This is a genomic window from Pseudonocardia xinjiangensis (assembly GCF_050948425.1).
Classification (GTDB): domain Bacteria; phylum Actinomycetota; class Actinomycetes; order Mycobacteriales; family Pseudonocardiaceae; genus Pseudonocardia; species Pseudonocardia xinjiangensis.
In genome coordinates this window covers 3,316,140-3,329,118 of sequence record NZ_CP192009.1, presented here as the reverse complement: position 1 = coordinate 3,329,118, position 12,979 = coordinate 3,316,140, and the positions used below count along the sequence as shown (strand labels likewise).

Genomic DNA, 12,979 nt, shown 5'->3' with positions numbered 1-12,979 from the left:
GGTCCCCGCGGCGACCCGACGGCGCCGTCCGACACGCGCTGGGAGATGCCATGCCGTTCGCCGACGAGCTGATCGGGCCGCCTACCGCGCAGGCCCTCACCCAGGCGATCCACGCCGCCCGGCCGGCTGCCCCGCTGACCGCGCTGCGCGCCGCCGAGGCAGGTCTCGCCCCGCTGGCGCTGCGGGAGCGCAGCGACCTGCTGCGCGACGCACTCATCCACGATCTCCCCGGCGACTACGTGGCCTTCGCGCGCACGATCCGCGCCGCCCGGGACGGCTCGGCACCGTTTCGCGGCTGGCTGATCTGGCCCGTCACCAGTGCGCTCGCGGCCACGGCGATCGCCGAGAACACCGACGAGGCGTTCGACGACGCCCTCGCGATGCTCGCCGACCTCACGTCCCGGCTGACGTCGGAGTTCGCGCTCCGCAGCCTGCTGGACCACGACCTCGACCGGGCGCTGGCGGCGATCCTCACGTGGACGACCTCGCAGGACGAGCACGTCCGCCGCCTCGCGTCGGAGGGCACCCGGCCCTTCCTGCCGTGGTCCACGCGCGTGCGCGGGATCATCAGCGACCCCCGCGCCACCCTGCCGATCCTCGATGCCCTCTACCGCGACGGGAGCGAGTACGTGCGGCGCTCGGTCGCCAACCACCTCAACGACCTCAGCCGGTTGGAACCGGACCTCACCGTCGAGACCGCGACGCGCTGGCTGGCCGACCCGGACGGCAACACCGCGTGGATCGTGCGCCACGGGCTGCGGACCCTCACCAAGAAGGGCCACGCCGCGGCGCTGGACCTGCTGGGCTTCCCGCCCGCCACGCTCGACGTCACCCGGCCGGCGCTCGACTCCCCCACCGTCCCGTTCGGCGGCACCGTCACCTTCACCGCCACGGTCCGCAACGCCGGGTCCGAGCCCGCGCGGCTGGTGATCGACTACGTCGTGCACCACCGCAAGGCCAACGGGAGCCAGAGCGCCAAGACGTTCAAGCTGACCACCACGACGCTCGCTCCCGGCGGCGAGCTCGCCGTCACCCGTGCCCACTCCTTCCGCGCGATCACCACCCGGCGCTACTACCCCGGTCCGCACGCGGTGGAGCTCCAGATCAACGGCGTCGCCTCGGGCCGGACCGAGTTCACCCTGCTGCCGGCCACCTGACCCGGCGGGTCCGACCCCTCGGGTCAGACCCTCTCGGTCATCGACGCGAGGAACGCGATCGCCTGGGCGCTGCGGCTGCCGGGCTCGGGAGTGCCGACCAGCAGCTGCTGGCCCGGGGCATCGCGGACGTCGAAGGTCTGGTAGGTCAGCTCGATGCGCCCCACCTCGGGATGCACGAAGACCTTGAACGCACGGGTCAGACCTCCGACGGTCTGGTCCGTCCACAAGTTCCGGAACTCCGCCGAGGTCTCGCGCATCTCCTCGACCAGCGCGCCGATCTCGGGGTCGCGCGGGTAGAGGCCGGCGTTCAGCCGCAACGCATGCACGCTCGCCTGCACGACCGTGAGCCACTCGACGAAGACCGTCCGGGCCTGGGGATGGTGCAGGAGGATCCGGACCATGTTCCGGCCGCCGTCGAAGGGCGACAGCAGAGCAGCGGCGACCGGGTTGGTGGCGAGCACGTCGAACGCCGGGCTCAGGACGTACGCGGCGGCCGAGGGAAACGCGTCCAGCAGCTGCAGCAGCGAGGGGTGCACCCGGTAACGCGAGTCGTCCGGAGCCGTGCCCGGGTCGAGACCGGCGAGGCGATAGAGGTGTCCCCTGGCGTCCGCGTCCAACCGGAGGGCGCGGCCGACGGCCCCGATGACCTGAGCGGAGGGGTTGCGTTCCCGTCCCTGTTCGAGGCGGGCGTAGTAGTCGGCGCTCACCCCGGCGAGGACCGCCACCTCCTCCCGGCGCAGGCCTGCCACCCGGCGGCTCCCGGTCCCGGTCATACCGATGTCGGTGGGGTCCACCCGGGCGCGGCTGGCCCGAAGGAAGTGGCCGAGCGCGTTGCTCCGGGCGTCAGACATCCCGGCGATCGTAGCTGCGCGCACCGGCACGACCAGCATCGTCGGCACCCGATCGTCAGCCCTGGGCCGTGGGGCGGACGACGATCTCGTTGACGTCGACGTTCGCGGGCTGGGCGATCGCGTAGGCGATGGCGTCCGCGACCGCCGACGCCGGGATGGCCAGCTGCTCGGATGCGGCTCGCGCGGCACCCTGGGCCGCAGGGTCCCCACCGCGGTCGACGAGCTCCGACTGCGTGAAACCGGGGCTGACGACGGTGACGCGCACGGTCTGGTTCTCCTGACGGAGGCCCTCGGAGAGGGCACGGACGGCGTACTTGGTGGCGCAGTAGACGGCCGCGGTCGGGTCCACCCGGTGTGCGGACGTGGAGGCGAGGTTGATCACATGGCCCGCGCCCTGCGCGCGCATGCCCGGAAGGACGGCGGCGATGCCGTGGAGCGTGCCGCGCAGGTTCACGTCGATCATCTGGTTCCACTCGTCGACGTGCAGCGCGGCGATGGGCGACAGCGGCATGACGCCGGCGTTGTTGATCAGGACGTCGACGCGACCGTGGAGCCGGCGACCCGCCTCGACGAAGGCACGCATGCTGTCCAGGCTCGTCACGTCCAGCTCCTGGCCGACCCGCCCGTGGCCCGCAGCTCCTCGACGAGGCGCTCGAGCCGGTCGGTGCGGCGCGCCCCGACGACGACGTGGTGGCCGTCGGCCGAGAGTCGGCGGGCGGGGGCCTCGCCGATCCCGCTGCTCGCTCCGGTGATGAGGACGACCTTGTTCATGACTGCTCCCGGCCTTCGGATGGTGGCGGCGAACCCGCCGTGTCTCCAGCCTGTGGCGCCTGCAGCGAAGGGAGAAGGCCGTGGCTTCCTGGGTGCGGCGCACCCAGGAAGCGCCGTCTGCCGCGAGCGGCGCTACCGCTGCGGGGCCGTGGTCTGCCAGCGGCCGTCGCCGAGCAGTTCCAGGCGCTCGTCGTGGAAGCGGGCGAGCGTGCTCCGGTGTCCCACGCTGACGATCACGCTGTCGGGCAGCTCGTCGCGCAGCAGGGTGTAGAGGGTGTGTTCGAGGCCCTCGTCGAGGGCAGAGGTGGCCTCGTCGAGGAAGACCACCCGGGGACGCATGATCAGCACGCGGGCGAACCCGAGGCGCTGCTGCTCCCCGGGAGACAGCCGCCGCGCCCAGTCGATCTCGTCGTCGAGGCGGTCGGCGAGGTGTGGGAGCTGCACCTGACGCAGTACCCGGACCGCCTCCTCGTCGCCGATCCGGCCCGCCGGCTGCGGGTAGGCCAGCGCGGTGCGCAGGCTGCCGAGCGGCACGTACGGCTGCTGGGACAGGAACAGGGCGCCGTCGCCGAGCGGGCGGCGCACGATGCCGTCGGCGTACGGCCACAGGTCGGCCAGGCTGCGCAGCAGGGTGGTCTTCCCGCTGCCGGACGCGCCCGTCACCAGCAGGGCGTGGCCGGCGGTCACGGTGAGGTCGAGCTCGTCGACCAGCGTCCGGTCGTCGGGCAGGCGCACGGTGAGGTCGCGCACCGCCAGTCCGGCGCCACCCTCCAGCTGCACCGACGGCAGCGCGCGGGCCTCGGCGTCGGCGTCGAGCAGCCCGGTCAGCCGGTCGAGGGTGGCGCGGTAGCTCGCGAACTGGTCGTAGGCGTTGCGGAAGAACGACAGGGAGTCGTGCACCTGTTGGAAGGCGGTGGCGGTCTGCTGGACGTCGCCGAGCGTGATCTGGCCGGCGAAGAACCGCGGGGCCTGGATGATCACGGGGACCACGACGGCCGCCTGGCTCACCGCCAGGTTGAAGCCCTGGAACTTCAGGCTCCGGAACACGATCGCCCACGCGTTGTCGATGACGGCACGGAAACGGGAGGACAGGGTGCTGCGTTCGACGTCCTCGCCACGGTGGAACGCGACGTTCTCCGAGTTGTCGCGCAACCGCACCAGCGCGTAGCGGAACGAGGCGTTGAACCGCTCCTGGAGGAAGCTCAGCCGGATCAGCGGGCGGCCCACCCGGAACGCGATCACCGAGGCGACGATCACGTAGACGTAGGCGGCGAACGTCATGGCCCGCGGGATCTCGGCCCCGAGGATCGTCACCGGCGCGGAGAGCTGCCACAGGATGAGCGTGAACGACACCAGCGACACCAGCGACCCGACCGCGCCCACCCCGAGGGTCGCCGAGTCCATCGGGAACGACGCGATGTCCTCCTGGATGCGCTGGTCCGGGTTGTCGACGGCGGAGCGCGTGAACCGGCCACGGTGGTAGGCCCGGTCGCCGAGCCAGTCCCCGACGATGTGGTCGTTGAGCCACACCCGCCAGCGGATGACGATCGCCTGCTGGACGTAGAAGGCGAGCAACGACTGGACCACGTAGATCGTGGCGAGAACGGCGAAGATGACCAGGAAGCGCGCGAAGCTCGCGGCGTCGAGCTGCTGCAGCGCGGTGTACAGGCCGTTCGACTGGTACGAGAGCAGCACGTTGAGGCGCACCCCGGCGATGGTCAGCAGCAGGAGCAGCAGCACGCCGAGCAGCGGGCGCCACCCGGCGCCGCCCCGTGGCGAGAAGTACGGGTAGGCCAGCCGCCGGAACTGCCGTCCCCACACCGTGAATCGCGTGAGGAGCGCGGCGACCACGCCACAACCCACCACCGTCGCCGCGAAGACGCCGACTATCCACACGAAACTGGTGAACCACTCGGTCGACCAGTCCAACGCGCCGCCCACGCGGCCTCCCGGTACGCCTCGGCCCCCGGACTTCGAGGCTAACCGCCACCTGGAGGCCAGGGCGGCCCCGTGACCAGCCACACCCGACCGGCCGCGTCACTCACCGAGCGCGACGCCGCTCCTCAGCCACGCGAGAGCAGCGGGAGGACGCGGGTACCCAGCAGTTCGATGCCCCGCGCGGCGGTGCGGCCGTGCGGGGTACCGAACTCCACCCGGGACACCCCCGCGTCGATCAGCCGCTGGGCCTGCTGCGCCACCTGCTCCGGGGTGCCCGAGAAGGCGAACCTGTCCAGCAGGTCGTCCGGGATGAGCGCGTCGATCTCGTGATGTCCGCCGGAGCTGACGTACTGCTTCAGCTCGGCGAGCACGTCCGCCGGCACCTCCACGGTGGGGTCCAGCTCGGCCACGACGCCCAGGTACATCGCCACCTCGCGGCGGGCCAGTGCCCGCGCGAAACCGGCGTCCTCGTCCACCACGGTGACCGCGCCGACAACCACGTCGACGGCGTCGAGGGGGCGGCCCGCCTCGGTCGTCCCCACCGCCAACCGGTCACGCGCCACCGGAACCATGTCCGGGTTCGCCGTCCCACCGACCTTCAGCTCGTCGGCCACCCTGCCCGCCAGTGCCACCATCCGCGGCCCCCAGGCGCCCAGCAGCAGCGGCACGGTGGGGCGCCGCGGGGTGTAGCTGAGCCTCGTGCCCGGCGCGACCTGGAACATCTCACCGGCGAAGCCGCCGTCGTCGCCGGCCAGCAGCATCCTGATCACGGTGATCGCCTCGTCGACCACCGTGACGGGCCGGGGGCGCCGGATACCGACCGCGTCCAGCCACGCTCCCCTGGCGAGTCCGAGGTAGGCCCGGCCGTCGGACGCGAGGTCGAGCGCCGCGACCTGGCCCGCGATCTCGTAGGGATGCTGCGAGTACGGGTTCCAGCAGGCGGCGCCGAGGCGCACGCGCTCGGTCGCCCGCGCCATCTCCAGCAGAGGGAAGATCGGCGGCTGGAACATCAGGTCGCCGAACACGCAGAGCACGTCGAACCCGTAGGACTCGGCGAGCACGGCGAGGCGTGCGTACTCCCCCGCCGTCTTGTCGCCCTGCAGGCCGAGGCCGATCTGCACGCGGGTCACGTCAGGTCCTCGGTGCGGAGCCGACAGATCCCGATGCGCTCCACCCGCATGATCAACCGTTCCTCCGGATCAGGGCACGCGACCAGGCAGTCGCGTTCGAGCCAGTCGTCCGGCGGCAGCCTGCGCTGCTTGGCCGGCAGCAGCGGGAGCACCGACTGCAGCGCGTAGATGCAGAAGTGGCGGCCGTCCGGGATGCGCAGGCGAGAGCTGTCGACGAGCTCGACATGGTCGCCGACGTCCATTCCGCACACCGAGCGCCCCTCGATCCGGTCCACCGTCACGCGCAGGTCGTACAGCTCGGTCACCGTCTCGCCGGTGCCGTCCGGCGGCGTCACCGGCCGCCCTCGGTCACCGCAGCCAGCGGGCGTGACCGCCGCGTGGAGGCCGACTCGACACCGACCGCGACCGCGGCCGGATCCGGCGCGGAGGTGACCACGCTGACCAGGACGACGACCACCGCGTTGATGGCCATGGCGATCAGCCCCGGCTCCCATTCCGGGAGCGTCGCCGCCCAGAAGTGCTTCGCGAACGGCGCCAGCAGCGCCACGAAGCCCGCCGCGATTCCCAGCAGCACGGCGACCGCCGACGTCCGGCGCCAGAGGAACGCCAGGAAGACGCCGGGAGCGAGCATGCCGATCGCCGAGTACGAGTACAGCAGGATGTCCACCAGCGACTCGCTGCTGCCGACCGTCAGGAACACCGCCGCGGCGGCGAACACGATCATCGACAACCGGGAGGCGAGCAGCGAGGTCCGGTCGGAGAGTCCCGGCCGCAGCGGGATGAGCACGTTGCGCGTGAAGATCGAGCCGGTGGTGAGCAGCAGCACCGCACCCGGCGCCAACGCCAGCAGGAACGCGGTCCCGGCGAAGAGGCCGACGAGCCACGACGGATAGGACGTGGAGACGAACTGCAGCAGGGCCCCGTTGGAGCCGGCGTCCCCCGGCTGCACCCCGGCCAGCAACGCGCCGAAGCCGAGCAGGATGACGAAGAAGTAGGCCAGCGAGTACAGGGGCTGCCAGATCGCGGTGCGCCGGATCGCCGTGCCCGACCTCGCGGTGAAGGACACCTGGAACAGGTGCGGGAACACCCAGTTGCCCAACGCGACGTTGAGCGCCGAGGTCATCAGCCACACCGACGTCGTGGGTGCGGTCGGGTCGAGCCCGGGGAACCTGCCGATGCCCGGGTGCTGCTCCTCCACGAGCCGGAACACGTCGAACAGCGACGACGCCCCGACCCTTTCCGCCACGGTCGCCGACAGCGCCACCACGACGACCACGACGAGCACGTCCTTGACCGCGGCGGCGAACACCGCCGACCGCATCCCGACCACCAGCACGAACGCGAGCATGAGGACCGCACCGAGCACGGCGGCGACGCCGGGCGCTACGGCGGCCCCCAGGGTCATCCGCACGATCAGCTCGAGGCTGACCAGCTGGATCTGCACGTAGACCACGAGCGCGGCGATCCCGACGACGCCCGTCACGACACCCAGCCACGGCGCGTCGTAGCGGGCGGCGAAGAAGTCCGGCTCGGTGATCAGGCCGTGCCGCCGCCCGGCTCGCCAGATCTTCGGAATCAGCCAGTACCCGACCGCGTAGCTCAGCGAGACCGACGTGAGCGCCAGGTATGCGGGTGCGCCCATCGACCACGCGTACCCGGAGATACCCAACATCGCGAAGATCGTGTAGATCTCGCCTGCGTTCATGAACCAGAACATCAGCGAGCCGAACTGCCGCCCGCCGACCGCCCAACCGGTCAGGGTGGATGTGCTTCCACCCCACCTGCCGAAGACGATGGAGCCGACCGCGGTGCCGAGGACGATCACCAGCACCAGAGCGAGCACCATCAGCGCTCGCTACCGGTCTTCTCGAGGAACTCGGCCTCCTCGTCGTCGACGCCGGCCCGGCGGTCCAGCACGAAGACGATGGAGACCACTACCGTCGTCAGCACGATGCCCAGCATCTGCCAGACCATCGGGAAAGGGATGTGCAGCGGCGCGAAGCGCACGTCATTGACCACTGGAGCCGCCAAGATCTGCCACCCGAATGGCAGGACCAGCAACCAGCGGTGAACAGTCGACCGTCGTGCAGGCGAGTACCCGGCCATCTACGGCTCCCGGAGCGTGGATCGAGGCATCAGGAATGTGCAGTGTGACTACACAACGGCCGGACCGTACGACGGCCTTGACAAGCCGGTCAACGGCTTCTGTCCGGGTTATACTTTGTGCATCGACATCACGCGTCCTTCATTTCCGGCCCCAGCTTGTGCAGCGTCACTGCATGGAGAGCGCATGATCGGCGACCAGCTTCGTGAGCTGCGGACCAGGCGTGGCCTCAGCCTTCGGGCACTGGCCGCCGACGCCGGGGTCTCGGCCACCCTGCTCAGCCAGATCGAGCGCGGGGTCACCGAGCCGAGCCTGGCCACGCTGCGCCGGCTCGCGAACGTGTTCGGTGAGTCGATGGCCACGCTGTTCGAGGACGGCGCCGCGCCGTCGGTGTGGATCAGCCGGCCCGGCGAGCGGTCCACCCTGCGCGGGCCGCGCGGGCAGATCGGTTACGAGCGGCTCACGCCGGGCAACGGGCAGATGGAGGTACTCCGCGGCGTCCTCGAACCGGGCGAGGCCATCAGCTCCGAGCCGTGGAGCCACGTGGCGCTGGAGTGTGCGTTCGTCCTGGCGGGCACGCTCACCGTCGAGCTCGACGGCAAACCGAACGCCGTGCACGCGGGCGAGGCCATCACGTTCGACTCCCGCCTCGCCCACCGCTACCTGAACTGCGGAGCCGAGCGCGCCGAGTTCCTCCTCTCCGTGGCGCCACCGACCCCCTGACCGCCCCTGACCGGCGGAGCCGCCACTGCGCCCCTGGCCGGGCCCTCAGCCTGCGGCGGCGCCGAACCACCTGGGCAGCCGGCTGAGCAGATCCCGCTGATCGTCACCGACCCAGGCCACGTGACCGTCCGGCCGCAGCAGCGCCGCGGGCACGTCCAGTTCCTCGCTCACGTCGACGACGTGGTCGACCCGGTCCGCCCAGCCCGCCACCGAGAGCCGGCCGGTCTGGTCGAGCAGCAGTCCCCGGCCGCCGTGCATGAGGCCGTAGAGGCGCCCCTGCTTCAGCCCCACGTCCCGCAGCCGCCGACCGAGCAGCTCGTGCCCCTCGCCGAAGTCGTAGCGGACCGAGATCGCGGTGATCTTCTCGGTCAGGAACCGGCTCACCTCGTCGAAGTCCATCAGCTGCGACATCAGCCTGCGCACGGCCTGCGCGCCCGGCTCGAGCGACATCAGCTCCATCTGGGCGCGGGTGTTGTCCAGGACGTCGGCGGCCACCGGGTGCCGTTCGGCCTGGTACGTGTCCAGCAGCCCCTCCGGCGCCCATCCCGTGACCGCGGCGGCCAGCTTCCAGCCCAGGTTGAACGCGTCCTGGATGCCGAGGTTGAGCCCCTGCCCGCCGACCGGCGGGTGGATGTGGGCCGCGTCGCCCGCCAGCAGCACCCGGCCGACCCGGTAGCGCTCGGCCTGCCGCGTGCCATCGCCGAAGCGGGAGAGCCAGCGCGGCGAGTGCGCGCCGAAGTCGGTACCGGCGGTCACCCGCAGCTGCTGCGTGAACTCCTCGATGGTCGGCGGGACCGCGCGGTCATCGGCCACGCCCGCGGCGGGCACGACGATCCGGTACACCCCGTCCTCGAGCGGCCCGGCCCCGAACCGGAGCTGCGTCTTGCGGACCTCCGCCATCACGGCGGCCACCTCCTCCGGTGGCGCGGTCAGCTCCATCTCACCCAACAGCGTGTCGACCCGGCTGGGCTCGCCGGGAAACTCGACGCCGAGCAGCTTGCGCACCGTGCTGCGCCCGCCGTCGCAGCCGACGAGGTAGCGCGAGCGCAGCTGCGTGCCGTCGGCCAGCTCGACGGTCACCCCGTGGTCGTCCTGGCTCAGCTCGACCAGTTCGCAGCCGCGCCGGATCTCGGCGCCGGCCTCGACGGCGTGCTCGGCCAGCAGGCGATCGGTGACGGGCTGCGGGATACCGAGGACGTACGGATGTGCGGTGTCCAGCCGTCCCGGCGACGGCTTGGGGATGCCGGCGAAGAAGCCACCGACCGGGTACTGACTGCCGAGCGCGAGGAACCGCTCCAGCAGTCCGCGCTGGTCCATCACCTCGATACTGCGCGCGTGCAGGCCGAGCGAGCGGACGACCCTGGTCGGCTCCGCCTCCTTCTCCAGCACGAGCACGTGCACTCCGTGCAACCGCAGCTCGCCGGCCAGCATCAAGCCGGTCGGTCCGCCGCCGGCAACGATCACGTCGATCAAGAGACTCCCCATTCGACAACGTCCCGCGAGACCCGCGTGTCCAAAAAGCACACGCAATTCGCGAATCCGTTGATTTCCGCAGGTCCTGGCTACGGCGGGAGATTCTGCGGCACGGCCCGGGTCTTGCCGCAAGACCCCTGGTGCGCTATACGTTGAAGCGGGGAAAGGACCGGTGGCCCAGTCTTGCGGGCCTCCTAGTCTCTCGGGACCTCCAGGTCGACCTGCCCGTCCGCCACGAGCCGGTCCAGCGCTTCGCGCAGAGCGTCCAGCGCGGTGTAGCGAGGGGCGAAACCCAGCAGGGTGCGGGCGCGCTCGATGCTCGCGCTGATCGAGCGGGAGACGTGCTCGCGGGTCACCTCGGCGTGCTGCGCTCCGACCAGCGACGCGAACGTGGGCCAGTCCACCAGCTCGAGCACGGGTTCGCGCCCGAACCACCCGGCGACCCCGTGGGCGAGGCCGCGCAGGGTCATCGCCTGCTCCGCGACGACATGGATGCTCGAGCCGATGGCCGCGGGGCGCGTGAGCGCCCGCTCGAACGCCTGCGCGACGTCGTCGGCGTGGACGTGATGCAGGACGCCGAGGCCGAGGTCGGGCAGCGGTAACGGTTCACCCAGCGCGAGAGCGCGCCACACACCCGGGTCGAGGTTGCCTGCCGGGGTGATGACCGGCCAGCCGGGCCCGCTGATGTGGCCGGGGTGCAGCACCACGCTCGGGACACCGCCGCTGCGGGTCTCGCGGTGCAGCAGCTCCTCGACCGCCGCCTTGCCGATGCCGTAGTCGCCCACCGGTCTGCGCGGCTCGTCCTCGGTGACCGGCACGCGCGCCACGGGTCCGTGCACCCAGATCGTGCCGCAGTGCAGCAGCAGCGGCCGGGTGGGCCGCAGCGCCTCGACGAGCTGGGTGGCCGACTCGGCGGTGAAACACACCAGATCCACCACGACGTCGGGGGCCAGGGACGCGATCCGGGCCCCGAACGTCCCGGCGGCGTCCTCCGCCTCGCGATCGACGGTCACCCGCTCGACCCGGGACCACTCGGGCGCGGGGTGGTAGGGCTCGCGGGTCCCGCGGCTGAGCGCGACGACCTGGTGGCCCGCGCGCACCAGCCGGGGCACCAGGTAGGTGCCGATGTGCCCGGTCGCTCCGACGACCACGACACGGCTCATGCGACACGCTCCGGCAGGCGGGCGTCGACGGCGTCAGGAAGAGGGGTCATCGCCCGATCATGCACCTGGCCCCGTGCCGGTCAGGCGAGGCCGCCGACGAACACGCCTCGCGCACGCAGAGCCTCGACTCCGGTGATCGCGGAGGGATCGCTCTCGGAGAGGTCGACGCCGGTCAGCGCGGGCATGTCCTGGAGCGGACGGACGTCGGTCAGCGGGTTGCCGCCGATCCACAGCTCGTCGACGGCGGGGCAGCGGGCCACCGTGGCCGCGTCGCCGATCCGGTTGCCGGACACGTCCAATGTGGTCAGGGCCGGCAGCGCCTGCAGCGCGCCCGGGTCGGCGACGAGGTTGCGCGCGAGCCGCAGCTCCTCCAGCCGGGACAGCCCGGCGAGCGGAGTGACGTCGACGACCCGGTTGCCGCTGACGTCGAGCTCGGTGAGGGCGGTCAGTGAGGCCAGCGGCGCGAGGTCGGCGACGGTGTTCTCCGACAACCCGAGATAGCGGAGCCCGGTCAGGCCGGCGAGAGGGGCGAGGTCGGTCACCTCGTTGCCGGACAGGCCGAGCTCCTGCAGCGAGGCCAGCCCGGAGAGCGGTCCCAGGTCGCGAACCGCGTTGTTCGTCAGTTTCAGGGTGGTCAGCCGCGGCGCCTGCGCCAGCCCGGACAGGTCCGCGAGGTGGTTGCCCGGCAGGTCCAGGTCCGCCAGGTTCGGCAGGTGGTCGAGCCCGCTCAGGGTCGCCATCGGCCCGGCCCGGGAGAGATCGCCGTTGCACGTCAGCCGGAAGACGCTGTCCAACTCCCGCTGCGACACCCGATCGCCGTCGGCGCCGCCGACCGCCTCGCGCACGCAGGCGGCCAGCGCCGGATCGGGGAACAGGTCCGCGAGCTCCAGCCTGCTGCCCAGCTGCGCGTATCCCGTGCCGGCGGCACCGGCCACCACCAGGACGATCGCACCCACCACGGTCCAGCGCACCGTGCGCCGCGAACCGGTGGAGCGCACCGCGGTCGGCTCGACGGCGGCGCCGCCCGGGCGGTCCGAGAGGAACCACCGGGTGACCACGACCACCAGCAGCAGCGCGGCCACACCCACGACGACCGCCGCCACGATCGGGATGCCCTGAACGCTCCCGCCGCGGTAGGCCAGGCTCTGGACGGCGAGGCCGAGCAGCGCGAGCGCGTAGAGCAGGGCCGTGACGACCGTGATCGTCGCGGCGATCCCGCCGAGCAACCGGTCCCCGAGCACCGCAGCCAGCCCGGCCAGCACCAAGACGATGCCCACCACCAACAGCCCGACGGGAGCGAGCACGGTGGCCGCGTTCGTGGCCACCTGACTCAACGGGAAGTCCAGGCGGAACAGGTGCAGCGCGTCGGTGCCGATCGTGGTCGCGACACCGGCGACGGCGGCGGCGATGCCCGCGGCGACGATCGCGCAACCGGCCGCCCGGCGCCTCCGGACGGACGCCGCGAGGGCGACCGCGAGCGGGGAGCAGGCCATGGCGACCACCAGAGCCCCGGTCGCCAGGATGTGCGATCCCAGGGCCACCGCCACCACGATCCCGGCGACGGCGACGACCCCTGACGCGACGAGCAGGCTGCGCACGTCCCAGCACCCCCCGGACATCGGACCTGGCCCGGCGGACGCTGGGCGAGGACAAGTTACTGCCCGTGCCG

At 71.9% G+C, this 12,979-nt stretch carries 11 protein-coding genes and 1 pseudogene; 2 read left to right on the top strand and 10 right to left on the bottom strand.

Annotated elements, in window-relative coordinates:
- The first annotated feature begins 50 nt into the window (after window positions 1-50).
- On the top strand, window positions 51-1,157 hold the full coding sequence (locus ACQPZA_RS15675; protein WP_433281735.1) for a DNA alkylation repair protein: 1,107 nt from the start codon (window positions 51-53) through the stop codon (window positions 1,155-1,157).
- 23 nt (window positions 1,158-1,180) lie between these two features.
- Here ACQPZA_RS15675 and ACQPZA_RS15670 read toward each other — a convergent pair whose 3' ends face one another.
- The 7 genes and pseudogenes from ACQPZA_RS15670 to ACQPZA_RS15640 all read right to left on the bottom strand — a co-directional run bounded on the left by ACQPZA_RS15670 (window position 1,181) and on the right by ACQPZA_RS15640 (window position 7,953).
- Window positions 1,181-2,008 (bottom strand): helix-turn-helix transcriptional regulator, encoded by an 828-nt coding sequence (locus tag ACQPZA_RS15670; protein WP_433281733.1) that lies wholly within the window; start codon window positions 2,006-2,008, stop codon window positions 1,181-1,183.
- Window positions 2,009-2,063: 55 nt separating this feature from the next.
- Window positions 2,064-2,779 (bottom strand): annotated as a pseudogene (locus tag ACQPZA_RS15665) (SDR family oxidoreductase).
- A gap of 132 nt (window positions 2,780-2,911) precedes the next feature.
- Window positions 2,912-4,720 carry an ABC transporter ATP-binding protein/permease gene (locus tag ACQPZA_RS15660; RefSeq protein ID WP_433281731.1) on the bottom strand — a complete coding sequence of 603 codons (1,809 nt, stop codon included), beginning with the start codon at window positions 4,718-4,720 and terminating at the stop codon, window positions 2,912-2,914.
- A 122-nt stretch (window positions 4,721-4,842) separates the two neighbouring features.
- Window positions 4,843-5,847: an LLM class flavin-dependent oxidoreductase gene (locus ACQPZA_RS15655; protein WP_433281729.1), complete on the bottom strand. Its 1,005-nt coding sequence runs from the start codon at window positions 5,845-5,847 to the stop codon at window positions 4,843-4,845.
- The gene (locus tag ACQPZA_RS15650) at window positions 5,844-6,182 is read right to left on the bottom strand and encodes a TIGR04076 family protein (protein WP_433281727.1); all 339 of its coding nucleotides are present in this window, start codon (window positions 6,180-6,182) and stop codon (window positions 5,844-5,846) included. Before ACQPZA_RS15650 ends, ACQPZA_RS15655 begins: the two co-directional genes overlap by 4 nt.
- Complete coding sequence (locus ACQPZA_RS15645; RefSeq protein ID WP_433281725.1) at window positions 6,179-7,693, bottom strand: sodium:solute symporter family protein; 1,515 nt, start codon at window positions 7,691-7,693, stop codon at window positions 6,179-6,181. The genes ACQPZA_RS15650 and ACQPZA_RS15645 overlap by 4 nt, the downstream gene beginning before the upstream one ends.
- Entirely contained in the window at window positions 7,693-7,953 is a 261-nt protein-coding gene (locus tag ACQPZA_RS15640) for a DUF3311 domain-containing protein (protein WP_169395355.1), read from the bottom strand. Before ACQPZA_RS15640 ends, ACQPZA_RS15645 begins: the two co-directional genes overlap by 1 nt.
- A gap of 184 nt (window positions 7,954-8,137) precedes the next feature.
- Between ACQPZA_RS15640 and ACQPZA_RS15635 the strand changes: the two genes are divergently transcribed.
- Window positions 8,138-8,674, top strand: coding sequence for a helix-turn-helix domain-containing protein (locus tag ACQPZA_RS15635; RefSeq protein WP_169395354.1), 537 nt, complete (start codon window positions 8,138-8,140; stop codon window positions 8,672-8,674).
- 45 nt (window positions 8,675-8,719) lie between these two features.
- Here ACQPZA_RS15635 and rox read toward each other — a convergent pair whose 3' ends face one another.
- The 3 genes from rox to ACQPZA_RS15620 all read right to left on the bottom strand — a co-directional run bounded on the left by rox (window position 8,720) and on the right by ACQPZA_RS15620 (window position 12,908).
- Complete coding sequence (gene rox, locus ACQPZA_RS15630) at window positions 8,720-10,147, bottom strand: rifampin monooxygenase (protein WP_433282829.1); 1,428 nt, start codon at window positions 10,145-10,147, stop codon at window positions 8,720-8,722.
- A gap of 194 nt (window positions 10,148-10,341) precedes the next feature.
- A complete protein-coding gene (locus tag ACQPZA_RS15625; RefSeq protein ID WP_433281722.1) occupies window positions 10,342-11,310 on the bottom strand; it encodes an NAD-dependent epimerase/dehydratase family protein in 969 nt (322 codons plus the stop codon).
- Window positions 11,311-11,390: 80 nt separating this feature from the next.
- Window positions 11,391-12,908 carry a leucine-rich repeat domain-containing protein gene (locus ACQPZA_RS15620; RefSeq protein ID WP_433281720.1) on the bottom strand — a complete coding sequence of 506 codons (1,518 nt, stop codon included), beginning with the start codon at window positions 12,906-12,908 and terminating at the stop codon, window positions 11,391-11,393.
- Between the last annotated feature and the right edge of the window lie 71 nt (window positions 12,909-12,979).

What these genes read in the sequence shown, in the direction of transcription:
- ACQPZA_RS15675 (WP_433281735.1), top strand. Translation starts at nt 51, where the DNA reads ATGCCGTTCGCCGACGAGCTGATCGGGCCGCCTACCGCGCAGGCCCTC.
- ACQPZA_RS15670 (WP_433281733.1), bottom strand. Translation starts at nt 2,008, where the DNA reads ATGTCTGACGCCCGGAGCAACGCGCTCGGCCACTTCCTTCGGGCCAGC.
- ACQPZA_RS15645 (WP_433281725.1), bottom strand. Translation starts at nt 7,693, where the DNA reads ATGGTGCTCGCTCTGGTGCTGGTGATCGTCCTCGGCACCGCGGTCGGC.
- ACQPZA_RS15640 (WP_169395355.1), bottom strand. Translation starts at nt 7,953, where the DNA reads ATGGCCGGGTACTCGCCTGCACGACGGTCGACTGTTCACCGCTGGTTG.
- ACQPZA_RS15635 (WP_169395354.1), top strand. Translation starts at nt 8,138, where the DNA reads ATGATCGGCGACCAGCTTCGTGAGCTGCGGACCAGGCGTGGCCTCAGC.
- ACQPZA_RS15625 (WP_433281722.1), bottom strand. Translation starts at nt 11,310, where the DNA reads ATGAGCCGTGTCGTGGTCGTCGGAGCGACCGGGCACATCGGCACCTAC.